The organism is Vibrio sp. 2092 (assembly GCF_033339635.1).
In the GTDB taxonomy this organism is placed as follows: Bacteria; Pseudomonadota; Gammaproteobacteria; order Enterobacterales; family Vibrionaceae; genus Vibrio; species Vibrio alginolyticus.
Window position 1 is genome coordinate 100,777 of record NZ_JAWOUY010000015.1, and the last position, 15,650, is coordinate 116,426.

The following is a 15,650-nucleotide window of genomic DNA, read 5'->3' on the forward strand; positions in this document are numbered from 1 at the left end:
TTCGAAGAGAAATATTAAACTGCTAGCAAATGCATGCTCTCCCATTTCTGAGAAGTGCGTGACGAATCAACGTTTAATGTAACTTTTAAATCTACCAATATCTTACAGACACAAAAAAGGATGCCACTTGGGCATCCCTTTATATCTTTATATTTAGTCGGTTTACTTAAAACGATTACACGTCGTAAGTTGTAGACGCTGTGTCGCCGCCTGTACCAGTCCAGTTAGTGTGGAAGAATTCACCACGTGGACGGTCAATACGCTCATAAGTGTGAGCACCGAAGTAGTCACGTTGAGCTTGAAGCAGGTTCGCTGGTAGACGAGCTGTTGTGTAACCGTCTAGGAAAGATAGCGCAGAAATCGTACATGGCATTGGGATACCAGACTCTAGAGACTTCGCTGCTACTTTACGCCATGCTGCTAGGCTGCCTTGTAGGATGTTTTTGAAGTACTCATCAGAACCTAGGAATGCGATGTCTGGATTCGCTTCGTACGCATCACGGATGTTGCCTAGGAACGCAGAGCGGATGATACAACCACCACGCCACATTAGGGCTACGTTACCGTAGTTTAGGTCCCAACCGTTCTCGTTCGATGCTTCGCGCATTAGCATGAAGCCTTGAGCGTAAGAGATGATCTTAGAAGCTAGTAGCGCTTGACGTAGTGCATCAACCCACTCTTGCTTGTCGCCTTCAACTGGAGTGATTGTCTTACCGAATAGAGATTCAGCTTCAACACGTTGGTCTTTCAGTGCAGATAGACAACGAGAGAATACAGACTCAGAGATAAGTGTTAGTGGAATACCTAGGTCTAGTGCGTTAATACCAGTCCATTTACCAGTACCTTTTTGGCCTGCTGTGTCTAGGATCTTCTCAACGAGAGGCTCACCGTCTTCATCTTTGTAGCCAAGGATGTCAGCCGTGATTTCAACAAGGTAGCTGTCTAGTTCAGTCTTGTTCCAATCAGCGAATACTGCTTGCATCTCGTCTGCAGACATACCAAGACCGTCTTTCATGAACTGGTAAGCTTCAGTGATAAGCTGCATGTCGCCGTATTCGATACCGTTGTGTACCATCTTAACGAAGTGACCAGCACCGTCGTTACCAACCCAGTCACAACATGGCTCACCAGCGTCAGTTTTCGCAGCGATACCTTGGAAGATAGGCTTAACCGCTTCCCATGCTTCAGCAGCACCGCCAGGCATGATAGATGGACCGAAGCGCGCACCTTCTTCACCACCAGACACACCAGTACCGATGAAGTGGATACCTTTTTCACGTAGTGCAGCAACACGACGGTTTGTATCTGGGTAGTTAGTGTTACCACCGTCAATAATGATGTCGCCTTTGTCTAGCAGAGGTACTAGCGCTTCGATGAACTTGTCTACAACGTCACCAGCGCGAACCATCAACATTACTTTACGCGGCGTTTCTAGCTTCTCTACTAGTTCTTCTAGAGAGTATGCACCGATGATGTTCGTGCCTTTTGCTGGACCTTCCAGGAACTCGTCTACTTTAGCAGCAGTACGGTTGTGAGCAACCACTTTAAAGCCGTGATCGTTCATGTTTAGGATAAGGTTTTGACCCATTACTGCTAGGCCAATTACACCGATATCACCTTTCATTGTTTCTCTCCAATTTTATTTCATCGACGAGCAGCGTCTTAAGCAATTTTTGCTGCCGCGTCTAAATCTAAATACCATTCCGTTAGGCCCGATTTCGCTTGAATCTTAGCCGCTGGGTATGGCAGTGCGTGTGCTGGTGAACTGTTAATTTCTTCAACAATGTCCGCTTTTCCTGCACCAAGCACTAAGTAACTAATGCGTTTCGCTGCTTCTAATACGCGTGCGGTTTTCGACACACGAAGTTGGCCCGATTCAGGATGCGACGCCACAAGAGATAGGTTCGCATCATCATAATTCGTTTGGCCAGGGAACAGAGAAGCTGTATGACCATCTGCACCAACGCCTAATAAGATCCAGTCAAACACAGGTGTGCCGTTTTCACTCGGGATCACCTCTGCCATCTCTTTTGCAAAGCGCTCGGCTTCTGCTTTAGGCTCATCTTCGCCACGGATGCGGTGAATGTTTTCCGCAGGAATATTTACTTGGCTAAACAACAACGTGTTCGCTTCACCGTAGTTGCTTTCTGCATCGTCAGGGGCAACACAACGTTCGTCACCCCACCAAAAGTGGAGGTTTTCCCATTGAATGGAGGTTGCGTAAGCCTCTGAAGCCAGTAGTTTAAACAGCATTTTAGGAGTGCTGCCGCCAGAAAGAGAGATGTGAACAGGTCTGCCCATTTCGCTAAACGCTTTCATATCGTTAGCTAGGCTTTCAACTACCTGTTCTGCTGTTTGGTAGATCTTATGGTTGATCATAGTTCACAGTAATCCGTATCTGTTAAGTTTTTACATGGGAAACGCCAAGCGCGGCCATCACGCTGTAACAAGTCATCTGACTCTTTAGGTCCCCAAGTGCCGCATGCGTACCCGAAGAGGGATTGTGGATCTTGCTTAAAATCTAAGATTGGCTGTACGTATTGCCAACACGCTTCCACCGCATCACTACGTGCAAATAGCGTAGCATCACCATTCAAAGCATCAAGTAGAAGGCGCTCGTATGCCGTTAGCATTTGCGTTTCTTGCAGGTCAGCGTAATGGAAGTTCATTTTCACTTCCTTCGCTTCAAAGCCTGCGCCTGGCTCTTTCAAGCCAAAGCTCATTTGAATGCCTTCGTCTGGTTGAATACGAATGATCAGCTTGTTTTCTGGTGCGTTTTGACCAAACACAGGATGCGGTGTTTGTTTAAAGTGGATAACCACCTCAGTAACGCGTGTTGGAAGACGCTTACCAGTACGCACGTAAAATGGCACGCCATTCCAACGCCAGTTGTTGATGTACGCTTTCAAACCGATGTAAGTCTCTGTACGAGAATCGTCTGCAACTCCCGGCTCTTCACGGTAGCCGCGTAGGCTTTGCCCACGGACTTCAGACGCCGTGTATTGGCCTAATACTAGGTCATTGCGCAGAGCGTTTTCGTCTAATGGCTTTAGGCATTGAAGCACTTTTACCACTTCATCACGCATCGAGTCTGCATTGATTTGCGCTGGTGGTTCCATACCTACCATTGCTAATACTTGTAGCAAGTGGTTTTGGAACATGTCGCGCACAGCGCCAGAGTTGTCGTAGTAACCACCACGTTCCTCTACGCCAAGGAATTCTGCGCCTGTGATTTCAACGTAATCAATGAAGTTACGGTTCCAAAGCGGCTCAAACATCGCATTAGAGAAACGAAGCACAAGTAGGTTTTGTACCGTTTCTTTACCTAAGTAATGGTCAATTCGGTAGATTTGATGCTCTTGGAAGTGCTCGTGAATTTCTTTGTCCAGAATACGCGCCGATTCAAGATCATAGCCGAATGGTTTCTCAATGATCAGGCGTTTCCAGCCATCCTCTTCACTGTTAAGACCATGTGCTGCAAGACTTGCAGGGATCACACTGTATAAACTTGGTGGGGTTGCTAAGTAAAAAAGCGTATTGCGTTGCTCGAATTGATATTCGTCCGCAAGTTGGTCTAAGCGAGAAGATAGCTTACCGTAATCTTGTGTGTCAGAAGTATTAATTGCTTGGTAGTGCAGATGGTTAATAAATGCATCAAGCGTTTCTGGCTCAGTCTTTTCCATTTCCTGAAGCGATTTTTTCAGCTTCGCGCGGTAAGACTCATCACTGTATTCAGTGCGACTTACACCCAGAATGGCAAAATTCTCTGGAAGCTGCTTGTTCGCGTAGAGGTGGTATAAAGCAGGAATGAGCTTACGGTACGTAAGGTCACCTGAAGCACCAAAAATAACGATGCTGCTGTTTTCTGGTATTACCATCATCTTTCCCTTAAAAACGAGGTACTTATTGTGTGCCCGGATACGGCTAGAGAATGAGCCAACCCTATCAATGGCACCTCAAAATAGAAAATTGGTCTTACCTATTACGTTGATAGGTAAAGTCTATGGGCCCAAAGAACCTTAAGAAGTTGCATTTCCGATTCTTGGAAACACGACGTATTGAGGTCATTTAAGTCACTTATGTCTCAAAAGTACACACTGTACTCGCTGGAGGAGAGTCCGACACGGGGCAATATTGTCTACGACTATTTGATTTACATCAACACTTGCCAGTGCAAACGTTTAAATAAGTTGCACAAAACGTCATAAGCGATTGTATTTTATTGATAAAAAAAGTTTCATCTGAACGCTACAAAATTTAAGCAAAAACTCTAATATGGGTAAAAATTACTCATACTTGCAATCCATTACAGTTTTATCGTGATCTGTGTTACTTACTTTTTATTTCATCATCCTATTGATAATGATACTCAATTAAAGATAATGAAATCACTATTAATGTGAAAGTAGAACGCCATGAAATCAAGCGCCATTAACCCACATCCCATTAACCGAATACAATCGGTGCTTGACTACATTCACACCAACTTAGACAGCACTCTGAGCGTAGATGAAATATCAAAAGCAAGTTGTTGGTCGCGCTGGCAACTGCAACGCGTATTTCAACAACACACTGGCGTATCCGTCGCTCACTACATCAGAGAGCTTAAACTTAGCCTTGCGGCTGAGCGCTTAATCCATACTTCTGACCGCTCGTTAGATATAGCGATAGAAATGGGATTTACATCTGAACACGCATTTAGCCGAGCGTTCAGGAATATGTTTTCAAAAAGCCCCCGCGAATATCGAAAAACGCAACAACTCTCCGGGTTGAGGCAACCTTTGACGCTGCGTAAGACACCAGAAGAAGAGAAAAAACATCAGCGCTTTATTGAAGTTCGAATAGAAACAAAACCGGCTTTTGAACTTGCTGGTTATCATGAACCTATTCACGGATTGTTTTCCGCTACGCCCGATTTCCAATCCAAAGTACCGTCACTTTGGTCACGTCTTTATTCATCTGAAAACCTTAATAATTCGGAAAGTACTTACTTTGGCGTGATTGATGTGACGCAAGCGTATTCAAACAACCAACAACTTGAGTATTGGGCAGGTTATGAGTGCAGTCCAACAGCAAACGCACCAAGATCAACGAACTCTTCCAACTCGGGGTTAGACCTCTTGGCTGTTCCTGAGCAAACCTACGCCGTCATTACACACATAGGCAAAGCATCAGAGCTCGCCTCAACGCTGGAATGGTTTATTTTACATTGGCTACCCTACTCTAATTATCATGCTATCGATGGTTATGAGTTAGAGCTTTATCCAGAAGGTTATGATGTTGATAGCGAACAAGCACAAATGCAGTATTGGATTCCTGTCGAGCCAAACGACTCGCTATCTTTAAAACCTAAGAACAGAAGAATAAGTTCCAAAGATTAGTGTTTTGCACCAAATTGTTAACTTTTCCTATTTCTTTGAATATAGAATACAAATAACAATCATTATCAATAAATAGAAAAAGTAGTGGAATTTATAAATATGGAAAGTCCGATTCGATTTCATCGTTCAGCGGTTGCTATCGTCGTATCCGCATTGCTCGCTGGCCACGCCAATGCGACTGAGAGCGTATCCCAACACGAAACGATTACGGTGCTAGGAGAAACATACCGAAACACCGCAACTAAAACCGTTTTAGAACCGGAGGAAACACCGCAAGCGATCACGGTAATCACTAAAGATGACATGGACCTACGCGGCGTAAACTCGGTGAGCGAAGCATTACGTTATGCGCCTGGCGTAAATACAGAATTGCGTGGTGGTGCCGTTTCCCGACTTGACCTATTCAATATTCGTGGTTTTATTAACTACACCAACTTTTATGATGGTCTTCCTTTGCTGTACAACGGTTGGAACCTTCAACCGCAGGTCGATTCCGTTGCTCTTGAGCAAATCGAGGTTTTTAAAGGGCCAACGTCTGTTCTTTACGGCAATATTCCACCAGGAGGTATGGTCAACATTATCGCCAAGGCGCCTCAGTCAACACCCTCGCACTCTGTCTCGATTAGTACTGGGACTAACAACCTAAAAGAACTGACGTTCGACACCACAGGACAAATTGGTGATTCTAATGTGGATTACCGTATCGTCGGCCTGGCAAAACAGCGAGATGGTCAAGCCGATACGTCTGAAGATGAACGTTATGTACTCGCCCCATCTTTCAATTGGCAAGCGACAGAAAGCACATTAGTGAACGTGAATGTTTACTATCAAAATGATCCATCAGCAGGTATCTACACGACTGTGCCTGCATCTGGCTCAGTGATTAAAAACCCACTTGGCTCGATGTCACCAAGCACTTATTTAGGGGATGAGGACTGGAACACTTACGAACGCGAAGTTCTGATGATGGGTTACAAAGTCCAACACGACTTTAACAACAATTGGCAATTTCTACAGAATGCCCGCTACATGACCGCCGATGCCTATCAGGAAAACACATATAACGGTGCACTTGAAGCGGATAACCGTACCGTTGGTCGAAATGCCTATTTAACCGATGAAAAGTCCAAATCCTTTGTGATTGACAACCAACTATCGGGCTACATTAAAACAGGAAATTTTGAACATAACTTATTGTTCGGGCTTGATTATCAGTATCTAGACTCAGATGTAAAATACAAAGACACGCTTGGGTATTCGCTAACTCAGGACATTTTTAATCCTGACCACAACAGCATTGATCGTAATGCACTGAATTTCCAATACAAACAAAACTTGGATATCAAAACGAAGCAGATTGGCGTTTATTTCCAAGATCAAGTTCGTTACGACCAACTTGTAATGATTGCAGGTCTTCGTTGGGATAAATACGATTCAAATACAGACGCCGTTAGCGATTATCTAGGAACAGTATCCAAGAGCAAGGAAGAGTTAGACGATACCAACGTATCTTTCCGAGTCGGTGGTTTGTATGAGCTAGATTTTGGTCTCTCGCCATACCTTACTTACTCGGAAAGTTTCGAGCCAATTGCGGGTGCCGACTCTTCTGGTAAAGCATTTGAGCCATCAACCGGTCATCAATGGGAGTTAGGCTTTAAATACGCACCATTATCTGGTGATATCTCAGGTAACTTAGCACTCTTCCATATTACGAAGAAAAACGCGATCTTGACCGATCCGAATAATCCATATGCACCGAACTATCAAGCGGGCGAAGTGGTATCACAAGGTATTGAACTTGAGGCAAAATGGCAAGCCACAGCACAAGCTGATTTCACTCTAGGCTATACATATACCGATATGGAGATTACCGAGGACAGTTATTACAACCAAGAAGGTAAAACGCCGGTTTGGGTACCTGAGCAAACGGCCTCTCTATGGGCCAATTACTTCTTTGAAGGAAATCTTTCAGGCCTTCGTACCAGTGCTGGCGTTCGCTATGTCGGAGAAGCACAAATTGATGCACAGAATAGTCAAAAAGTACCGGACTACACCTTGTTTGATTTAGCAGCAAGTTACGATTTCTCAACGGTATCTGAATCAATGAAAGGGGCTAGCGTCACACTTTCTGCAAGCAATCTATTCGATAAAGAATACTATTCTTGTTACGACAAAAATAACTGTTGGTTTGGCGCTGAGCGCTCTATCGAAGCGAAGTTAGAATACAACTTCTAACCTCTTAGAACGGAACAGCAGTAATTTGTAAAGCGATGGTTTCTACAATAAGCCATCGCTTTTTATTTTGCATAGAGCATCAATATAAACGCTACCTTGTCACTTTTTTATAGCACCTTTCTGGCCTACCAACAGAGCCATAGTTTAAATCAGCCTCTAGTTCACCAGTGCTGATAAGATACTCCAAATAGCGCCTCGCCGTTGTTCGGCTCGCGCCGATCTTTTCGCCTGCCTCATCAGCGGTCAGCACACTGCCATTTGGGAACAACTCTCTGATCTTGTCTAGGGTTACACCATCAATCCCTTTTGGTAATCGGTTCGGCAAGTTGTCTTGATTGGCATGAGACTGCAGCATTTTATCAACGAGGTTCTGATCCAAACTCTCTACGATGTCTAGTTGTTGGCGTTGGGACACATACTTTTTCAGTGCGGCATCTAAGCGTGGAAACATCACGGGTTTTAACAGGTAATCGACAACGCCACCCCTCATCGCCTGTTGTAATGTATCGACATCCCTTGCGGCTGTAATCAAAATGACATCACACGTTTGGTTACTTGCACGCAGTGTATTTAGTATCTCAAGCCCTGTGCCATCGGGAAGATAGACATCCATCAATAGTAAATCTGGCTTAAGAATGTCGAGTTGCATTTCCGCTTCCATTCTCGTGGTCGCAATTCCAACCACTTCCAAACCTGTCAGTTGGCTTAAGTATTTGTGGTGCAGCTCAGCAATAGCCAGATCATCTTCAATGATCATTACGCGAGTCGCCATACTCATAATTGTTCTTCCTTGGGTAAGTACACCGTTATTCTTGTCCCATAATTTGTATTGGGTATCATCTCAACATGGCCGTGATATCGAGTAGCAAGCTGATTGACAAGGTGTAACCCAACACCTCGATTTTGACGAGATTTCGTCGAAACGCCTTTTGTAAATAATGTTTGTGGATCCATTGTTTTTGGGAGGCCACAGCCATGATCTATCACCTCAAGTATCACTTCATTTCCGTAATCGCTAACGGACACATCAATGTTTCTGCGTTCTGACGCAACATTTGATTCATCGCGAATTGAAGTTAACGTGGCATCGAAAGCGTTATCAATCAAATTACCCAAAATTGTGACTAGGTCTTCCGAATTTAGCCACTCAGGCAGGGGCTCCAGACGACTGCCTTCCTCAACCACCAGTTGTAAGCCTAACTCGCGAGCACGTTCAGTTTTTCCAAGCAACATACCTGCAATTAGCGGGTCTTTAACGGTATCTCTTAAAAACTCAATCATTGCCTGATAGTGTGCGGTTTCTTGTCCAATTAACTTTTGCACCGCATCAAGTTCACCCATTTGTACTAGCCCACTAATGGTGTTGAGCTTATTGCGATGCTCATGGGTCTGTGAACGTAACAAATCTGCATATTCCTTGGTTTGTGATAGCTGCTCGGTTAGATCATTGATTTCATCCCTTAAACGGAAACTCGATACCGCCCCCACGATTTTTCCATCAACATAAATTGGAGAGCGATTTGCAATCAGGCGCTTATGATTAAGGAATATTTCAATATCATGATCTTCCTGCCCGCTTTCTAACACTGTATATAGATCGCTATCACGCAGCGTATCAGTCAAAGGTTTATTGAGCGCTGATTCTCTATCAATACCGAGAATCTGGCAGGCACTACGATTTATCGAGCGAAGTATCCCTTGGGCATCAATGCTTAACACGCCCTCTTTGATGGTGCTCATCGTCACTTCTAATTCGCCGTACAACCGCCCTATTTCTTCAGGCTCAAAGCCTAAAATGGCGCGCTGAAACTTTCTCGACGCATAATTGGATACAATGGCATTAGCGACGACAACTACGATGACCATTAAAATCAAAAAGGCCAAAAATGGTTCGATGCGGTCTTGCAGTCGGTCGAGCAAATAGCCAACCGAAACCACACCAATGATGTTCCCTTGCTCGTCAAAAATCGCAGCTTTACCACGAACTGAATAACCTAACGAGCCCTGTGCCGTCGAAACATAAGACAACCCCTGTTCTAGCGCTCGACGATTGTCGCCACCTCTCATTGGCTTGCCCAACCGCTCATCAACAGGGTGGATTAAGCGTACTCCCTTATGGTCGCCAATAACGATGAATGCAGCACCTATGGCTTCGGTTAATTCTCTAAAGCGAAGTTGGTATGGCTGGGGGTTTTGGGTTTCGATCATTTCACGAACAACCGCTGAGTCCGCTAAAAAACGGGCAACACCCAGTGCTTTTTCTCCCATTTCTTGCTCTTGATTGATTTTGAGATAAGTGAACCCCGCGGCGACAAGCAATAACAGCTCTATCAACCCCGATAGCGTCATGATAATGAGCATCCGCTTACGAAAGCTGATGGTTTTCCAACTCATTGATACATCCTTGTGATTCACTCTTGAGCGTAACGTTAACACTCAGTTAACAGCATGACGTTGTCGCGGTGATAAATCTGTGAGGAAGGCAAACAAACCGCAGAGTTTACGGTTAATTAATCGACGAGCTGAAACATAAAATTACAACCATTCACCAAATTTAGCATTCCTCTCTGATACTCAATTCCATACATAAATTGCCCTTAAAATCATGATCGCGATCACATCGATTTTAGCGGTTTTTGAGGCGTTTTTAGACTTTACAACGTATAATTTTTAATCAACGAAACCAATGAGAGTTTCGGTTTGAAAGCAGTGAAGCTGGAAGTCTATTAAAAGCTCAACATTGATGTCAGTGGTTTGGACAAAAATAAAACAAAACACAAATACTGACTACATGACAAACACTTAGACACCATCTGAAAACTGGAAAACTATAAACAGAGGTGCATTTATAGTTAGAAGGAACACCAAACATGGAACGCGATACCTTTGGAATATGCCTGAATAAGGCGATGCTGTCAGAGAATATGTATTCAACATTTACACACGTCAGGGCTTATGAAAAAAACGGAGGCGGTACTTCTGATCTCAAAGTCCTGTTATCGTTCCCTCAAATGAGTGGAAAAGATCTATTGAATACGATGCGAGGTTCTCGTCAGCTCGAGTGGAGAGCGGAGTTTCACTGTCCATATACGAAATAAATTTGTAACATCTCCCGCGCCCAGCACAAATATAACTGGGCGCATACTACTGCCCAATTTTCCCTCCTACTTAACACGCAGTTACGAATCCTTTATATTAGAGCTAATACTCTACGACAAAGCAGCCATTATGAAAAAAACAGGAAAGTTTTGGATACTGGGCTTACTTAGCAGCTCGATTTCCCTTGCCTGTCATGCGGCACCGATCACTTTTGATACCGCATGGCAGCTATTGCTAGAAAACAACTATTCTCTTAAAGCTCAACGCTCAAACGTCGAGAACTACCAATACCAAGAGAGTGCCACCAGCAATCTCAACTTACCTCAAGTTACCATTGGCGCGAATTACACGCGTTTAGATACCGATATCACGCTTTCGGGAAAACAGATTCTAGACAGCACAGGAGCACACATTAACGTACCTCCTGCTTTTCAGCCTATTTTTGGTGCCTTAGCTAATACCACTTCGACCATAACCGAGCGCGATATTTTCTCTTCGTCTATTCGTGCCATTTGGCCAATTTTTACTGGTGGTAGAATTTCTGCGGCTCAATCAGCAGCAGAAGGCAAAACGGATGAGGCGAAAAGTCAGCTTTTAATGGAACAACAAGCGCGTTTTGAAGATTTATCGAAGTACTACTTTTCTGTCGTACTGGCAAAGGAAGTACTCGCAACGCGGCAAGCGGTTGAAGCTGGGCTAAAAAAGCATCGAGATTTTGCCATTAAGCTTGAAGAGCAAGGACAAATCGCGCACGTTGAGCGCCTGCAAGCCGAGGCTTCTTTAGATAAAGCATCTGTAGAAACACGTAAAGCAGCCAGCGATTTGAGTATCGCTCAGGCTGCATTAGGTAAATTACTCGCGCAAGATGATGCCGTAGAGCCCGCTGAATCTTTGTTTATCAACGACAGTCTTCCCCCTCTTAGCGCTTTTGTCGATCAAACGCTGCTTACCTATCCGGGGTTAGAACTTCTGAGCGCTAAACACAAACAAGCCTCTAGCTTAATCAAAGCAGAAAAAGGGAAATACTACCCTGAAGTTTATCTTTACGGCGACTACAGCTTGTATGAAGACGATTCTCTCGCAAGCCAAATGAAGCCTGACTGGTTAGTTGGTGTTGGTGTCAGCATTCCACTGATTGAATCATCAGGGCGAAGCGAAAAAGTCAAAGCCGCTCAAAGCGTCGTCTCGCAGGTCGACTCATTAAAGTCCCAAGCCAAACAAGACTTATCGCTGTTAGTCCAAAAGACATACTTGGAGGCTCAGCAAGCCATTGATGAAGTACAAGGGCTCGCATCTAGCATTGAACTCGCTAACGAAAACCTGCGCTTGCGTGAAAAAGCATTTACTCAGGGTCTGTCGTCTTCTCTGGATGTTGTGGATGCACAACTTTATGTCGCGAGTATAGAAACACAACGTTCAGCGGCGCGTTTCCGCTATTTAATATCTTTAACCAAGCTACTCGCATTGAGCAGTGAAATGAACAGCTTCGAACAATATCAAAATACCGCTTATATCCCTGCTTCAACATCCAAAGAGGTGAAATAAATCATGGCAGCTAAATCACTAAAACCCGTTTTACTCTCACTTTGTGCTTTGGGTGTTGCCTCTTGGGTTGGGTATCAATTTTACCAAGCCTATCAACCGGAACCGATCCGCTTACAGGGATTAATTGAAGCCCAGCAATACAGCATTTCCTCAAAAGTCCCAGGGCGTATTGATGAGGTCATGGTACGTAAAGGCGACGATGTAGAGAAAGGTCAGCTTATTTTTACCCTTCATAGTCCTGAAATTGAAGCGAAGTTAGAACAAGCAAAAGCAGGTGAAAAAGCGGCGGACGCCTTAGCTCAAGAAGCTGAGAAAGGCGCACGTGAGCAACAAATCCAAGCAGCAAAAGATCAGTGGATGAAAGCCAAAGCCGCTGCGAATTTAATGGAAAAAACCTACAATCGTGTGAATAACCTTTATAACGATGGCGTGGTTGCAGAACAAAAACGCGATGAAGCTTTAACTCAGTGGCAAGCAGCGAAATACACAGAAAGTGCCGCGTTTCAAATGTACGAAATGGCAAAAGAAGGCGCTAGAAGTGAAACCAAAGTGGCTGCGGCGGAAAAAGCGCGCATGGCATCAGGTGCCGTAGCCGAAGTAGAAGCGTACGCGAAAGATACTCAGATCTACAGCTGGTTTGACGGCGAAGTCTCTCAAGTTCTACTTCAAAGTGGTGAATTAGCACCTCAGGGCTTCCCGGTTGTTACTGTGATAGATACAGAAGATGCCTGGGCGACACTTAATGTGCGTGAAGATTACCTTCAACACTTTAAAAAAGGAGCAACCTTTGATGCCTATTTGCCTGCCTTAAACAAAAATGTTGAGTTCAAAGTAACGCATGTTGCCGTTATGGGTGACTTTGCAACGTGGAGAGCAACCGATGCTTCTCAAGGTTTTGATCTTCGTACCTTTGAAGTAGAAGCTCGTCCAGCTCAACCCGAACCTGAACTGCGTATGGGAATGAGTGTTGTCGTTGAACTTTAATCACAACCACTAGGTTAATGCTATGACGATTAAGATTTCACAGCGGCATATCTTACGACGAGACAAGTGGTTGCTTTCGTGCCTTACTTGGATACCGATTTTGCTCGCGCTGATGATTTGGGGAGTGTTCTCTGCGGGCATTGCCCGGGATCTGCCAATCGGTGTGGTTGATCTACAACATTCCCAACTTTCTCGAAAGCTCATTCAATCTTTGGATGCGTCGTCGAGTCTGGCTGTTAACTATCATTACGCCAGTGCAAGCGAAGCAAAAAATGCGATGATTGAAGGCGATATCTACGCTTACGCGGTCATCCCATCTAAGTTCGACCAAGATATTCTCCAGCACCGCCAACCTCAACTTTCTGTCTTTTACAACAGTCAGTACATTTTGGTAGCGAAACTGATCAACTCTGCCGTTGCGCAAGCACAAGGCTATTTCGACGCTCAGGTTGAAGTAATGGGCAACTTGGCTAAGGGTAACACCACAACGTTAGCAGCGGCTGGACAGGCTGTACCCGTGTCGACACAAATAACCGCATTATTTAACCGTAACAATAACTACGCACAATTTTTGGTAACGGCTATCGTGCCAGCCATTTGGCAAATATGTATTGTAGTAAGCACTATTTTGATTCTTGCCGCGCACTTTCGCATTTATGGTGGAAAGAATAGCTTTGCATTTTTGGGCGAAAAGCCATACGCCAGGCTCACTACCCTATTAAGTCAGTACATTCCGGTCTTTATGGCGCAAGGTGCGTTGTTCTTGTACTGGTTTTATTCCGTGCTTGATTGGCCAATGGAAGGCAGTTTTGTGGTTATGCTATTAGCACAATTGGCGACGGTTATCGCCTGTATCATTATGGGAGCGTTGTTCTTCTTCTTGTCGATGGATCCTGCACGTGCGATGAGTTTTGCTGGCGCATTTACGGCTCCAAGCTTCGCGTTCATGGGAATTACATTCCCAGTTTCTGACATGAACACGCTCGCTTATGCATGGCGTTCATTATTGCCGATTACCCATTACATTGAAGTACAAGTGAGTCAAGCAAGCTATGGAGCATCGGCCGCACAATCTTTAAGCTCGCTATGGCCTATGATTGGTTACGTTGTGCCCCTGCTCATTACCGCAGCCTTGATGGGTAAACATCGAACAGCTTCATCAACACGCCAAGCGAAGGAGGCGGTATGACATTGTGGCAACTGATTAAAGCGGAACTTAAGGCCGTTCTAACCAATCCAGTCGTTACGTTGACCGTGTTTGGTGGTGTCGTATTTTACTCGTTTTTATACCCTTTGCCTTATGCACAACAAACGCCTCGTGAACAACCAATCGCGATTGTTAATCTAGATGGTAGTCAGACGAGTTTAAAGCTAGAACGTATGGTTGATGCCACTCCGCAAGTCAACGTAGTCACTCGACTTCATACGATTGCCGATGCAAAGCAAGCATTTTTACAACGAGAGATCACCGGTTTTTTAGTCATACCAGAACACTTTTACAAAGACCTAATGCTAGGTAAAAGCCCGACTCTGGTCTACGCTGCGGACGCCTCGTATTTTCTCGTGTACGGAACCGTGGTAGAAGGATTGGCCCAAGCTGGAGGCACATTAGGGGCCCAAGTGAAAGTCAGTAAAATGGTGATAGATGGTGTGCCCATGAGTATGGCTAGCCATAATTACTCTGCTATTAAGCTTAATATGAAACCAACGTTCAACCCAACCATGGGTTACATCGAATACGTAGTGCCGGCAGTATTTGTTCTGATTTTACAACAAACGTTGATCATGGCGGTTGGATTACAAACGGGAACACAGCGTCATGGTCGTGGCTATTGGTCACAAGTATCAACGGGATCGCTGCTGCTTGTGAGAACGTTAGTATTTGTGGCAATTTATTATTTACTCGGCGCCTATTATTTTGGTTTTAGCTTCGAACGTTTAAACGTAAACCATATCGCCAATGCGGGCGAATTGCTGGCTATGTTGTTCCCGTTCTTTTTAGGTTGTTGCGGACTAGGCTTCTGGCTAGGTTACTTATTACCTCGGCGTGAACTTGTCACCTTAGTCGTCTTAGTGAGCTCTATGCCGCTCATTTTCTTGGCTGGTTTTATTTGGCCAATTGAAGCCATACCTACTCCCTTATTATGGATTGCTGATTTAAGCCCAAGCACTTGGGCGATAAAAGCTTTCTTAGCGCTAAACCAAATGGGGGCAACCTGGCAACAAGTCGCTCCACATTGGACGGCGCTTTGGGCACTCACCGTGCTTTGGGGTAGCGTTGCGTACTGGATTGCTAAGCGAAGTAACAAGCCAGTTGTAACAGAGAGCTTGGGGTGACAGCTGACATTTTTTATTACTATAAAAAAAGCCGGGTAACTAAACCCGGCTGAAAATCTGCGTCCTTGC

The 15,650-nt window shown here is 44.7% G+C and carries 12 protein-coding genes; 7 read left to right on the top strand and 5 right to left on the bottom strand.

From position 1 onward, the window contains the following. Positions 1-175 precede the first annotated feature (175 nt). From gnd to zwf, 3 genes are read right to left on the bottom strand one after another with little or no spacing between them, the layout of a single operon-like run. Positions 176-1,624 carry a decarboxylating NADP(+)-dependent phosphogluconate dehydrogenase gene (gene gnd, locus R7P80_RS21500; RefSeq protein ID WP_005377160.1) on the bottom strand — a complete coding sequence of 483 codons (1,449 nt, stop codon included), beginning with the start codon at positions 1,622-1,624 and terminating at the stop codon, positions 176-178. A 38-nt stretch (positions 1,625-1,662) separates the two neighbouring features. Then, positions 1,663-2,379, bottom strand: coding sequence for a 6-phosphogluconolactonase (gene pgl / locus R7P80_RS21505; protein ID WP_017634562.1), 717 nt, complete (start codon positions 2,377-2,379; stop codon positions 1,663-1,665). Next, positions 2,376-3,878, bottom strand: coding sequence for a glucose-6-phosphate dehydrogenase (zwf, locus tag R7P80_RS21510; RefSeq protein WP_017634563.1), 1,503 nt, complete (start codon positions 3,876-3,878; stop codon positions 2,376-2,378). The genes pgl and zwf overlap by 4 nt, the downstream gene beginning before the upstream one ends. Positions 3,879-4,415: 537 nt before the next feature. Here zwf and R7P80_RS21515 point away from each other — a divergent pair. After that, a complete protein-coding gene (locus R7P80_RS21515) occupies positions 4,416-5,381 on the top strand; it encodes a helix-turn-helix domain-containing protein (RefSeq protein WP_053350326.1) in 966 nt (321 codons plus the stop codon). A 99-nt stretch (positions 5,382-5,480) separates the two neighbouring features. After that, entirely contained in the window at positions 5,481-7,616 is a 2,136-nt protein-coding gene (locus tag R7P80_RS21520) for a TonB-dependent siderophore receptor (RefSeq protein WP_064376719.1), read from the top strand. A gap of 91 nt (positions 7,617-7,707) precedes the next feature. Here R7P80_RS21520 and R7P80_RS21525 read toward each other — a convergent pair whose 3' ends face one another. Then, positions 7,708-8,394 (bottom strand): response regulator, encoded by a 687-nt coding sequence (locus tag R7P80_RS21525; RefSeq protein ID WP_017634565.1) that lies wholly within the window; start codon positions 8,392-8,394, stop codon positions 7,708-7,710. Next, on the bottom strand, positions 8,391-10,010 hold the full coding sequence (locus tag R7P80_RS21530) for a sensor histidine kinase (RefSeq protein ID WP_053306993.1): 1,620 nt from the start codon (positions 10,008-10,010) through the stop codon (positions 8,391-8,393). Before R7P80_RS21530 ends, R7P80_RS21525 begins: the two co-directional genes overlap by 4 nt. Positions 10,011-10,486: 476 nt before the next feature. Here R7P80_RS21530 and R7P80_RS21535 point away from each other — a divergent pair, with 476 nt between their 5' ends. From R7P80_RS21535 to R7P80_RS21555, 5 genes are all read left to right on the top strand, one after another. Beyond that, the gene (locus R7P80_RS21535) at positions 10,487-10,714 is read left to right on the top strand and encodes a hypothetical protein (protein WP_005377125.1); all 228 of its coding nucleotides are present in this window, start codon (positions 10,487-10,489) and stop codon (positions 10,712-10,714) included. A 130-nt stretch (positions 10,715-10,844) separates the two neighbouring features. Continuing rightward, positions 10,845-12,260, top strand: coding sequence for a TolC family protein (locus R7P80_RS21540; protein WP_053306992.1), 1,416 nt, complete (start codon positions 10,845-10,847; stop codon positions 12,258-12,260). Between the two features lie 3 nt (positions 12,261-12,263). Continuing rightward, the gene (locus R7P80_RS21545) at positions 12,264-13,244 is read left to right on the top strand and encodes an HlyD family secretion protein (protein ID WP_005377122.1); all 981 of its coding nucleotides are present in this window, start codon (positions 12,264-12,266) and stop codon (positions 13,242-13,244) included. A gap of 22 nt (positions 13,245-13,266) precedes the next feature. After that, entirely contained in the window at positions 13,267-14,433 is a 1,167-nt protein-coding gene (locus R7P80_RS21550; RefSeq protein ID WP_031778953.1) for an ABC transporter permease, read from the top strand. Next, entirely contained in the window at positions 14,430-15,581 is a 1,152-nt protein-coding gene (locus R7P80_RS21555; RefSeq protein ID WP_005377120.1) for an ABC transporter permease, read from the top strand. Before R7P80_RS21550 ends, R7P80_RS21555 begins: the two co-directional genes overlap by 4 nt. Positions 15,582-15,650 lie beyond the last annotated feature (69 nt).

Coding starts and splice junctions, on each gene's coding strand:
- gnd (WP_005377160.1), bottom strand. CDS start 1,624: ATGAAAGGTGATATCGGTGTAATTGGCCTAGCAGTAATGGGTCAAAAC.
- pgl (WP_017634562.1), bottom strand. CDS start 2,379: ATGATCAACCATAAGATCTACCAAACAGCAGAACAGGTAGTTGAAAGC.
- zwf (WP_017634563.1), bottom strand. CDS start 3,878: ATGGTAATACCAGAAAACAGCAGCATCGTTATTTTTGGTGCTTCAGGT.
- R7P80_RS21515 (WP_053350326.1), top strand. CDS start 4,416: ATGAAATCAAGCGCCATTAACCCACATCCCATTAACCGAATACAATCG.
- R7P80_RS21520 (WP_064376719.1), top strand. CDS start 5,481: ATGGAAAGTCCGATTCGATTTCATCGTTCAGCGGTTGCTATCGTCGTA.
- R7P80_RS21525 (WP_017634565.1), bottom strand. CDS start 8,394: ATGAGTATGGCGACTCGCGTAATGATCATTGAAGATGATCTGGCTATT.
- R7P80_RS21530 (WP_053306993.1), bottom strand. CDS start 10,010: ATGAGTTGGAAAACCATCAGCTTTCGTAAGCGGATGCTCATTATCATG.
- R7P80_RS21535 (WP_005377125.1), top strand. CDS start 10,487: ATGGAACGCGATACCTTTGGAATATGCCTGAATAAGGCGATGCTGTCA.
- R7P80_RS21540 (WP_053306992.1), top strand. CDS start 10,845: ATGAAAAAAACAGGAAAGTTTTGGATACTGGGCTTACTTAGCAGCTCG.
- R7P80_RS21545 (WP_005377122.1), top strand. CDS start 12,264: ATGGCAGCTAAATCACTAAAACCCGTTTTACTCTCACTTTGTGCTTTG.
- R7P80_RS21550 (WP_031778953.1), top strand. CDS start 13,267: ATGACGATTAAGATTTCACAGCGGCATATCTTACGACGAGACAAGTGG.
- R7P80_RS21555 (WP_005377120.1), top strand. CDS start 14,430: ATGACATTGTGGCAACTGATTAAAGCGGAACTTAAGGCCGTTCTAACC.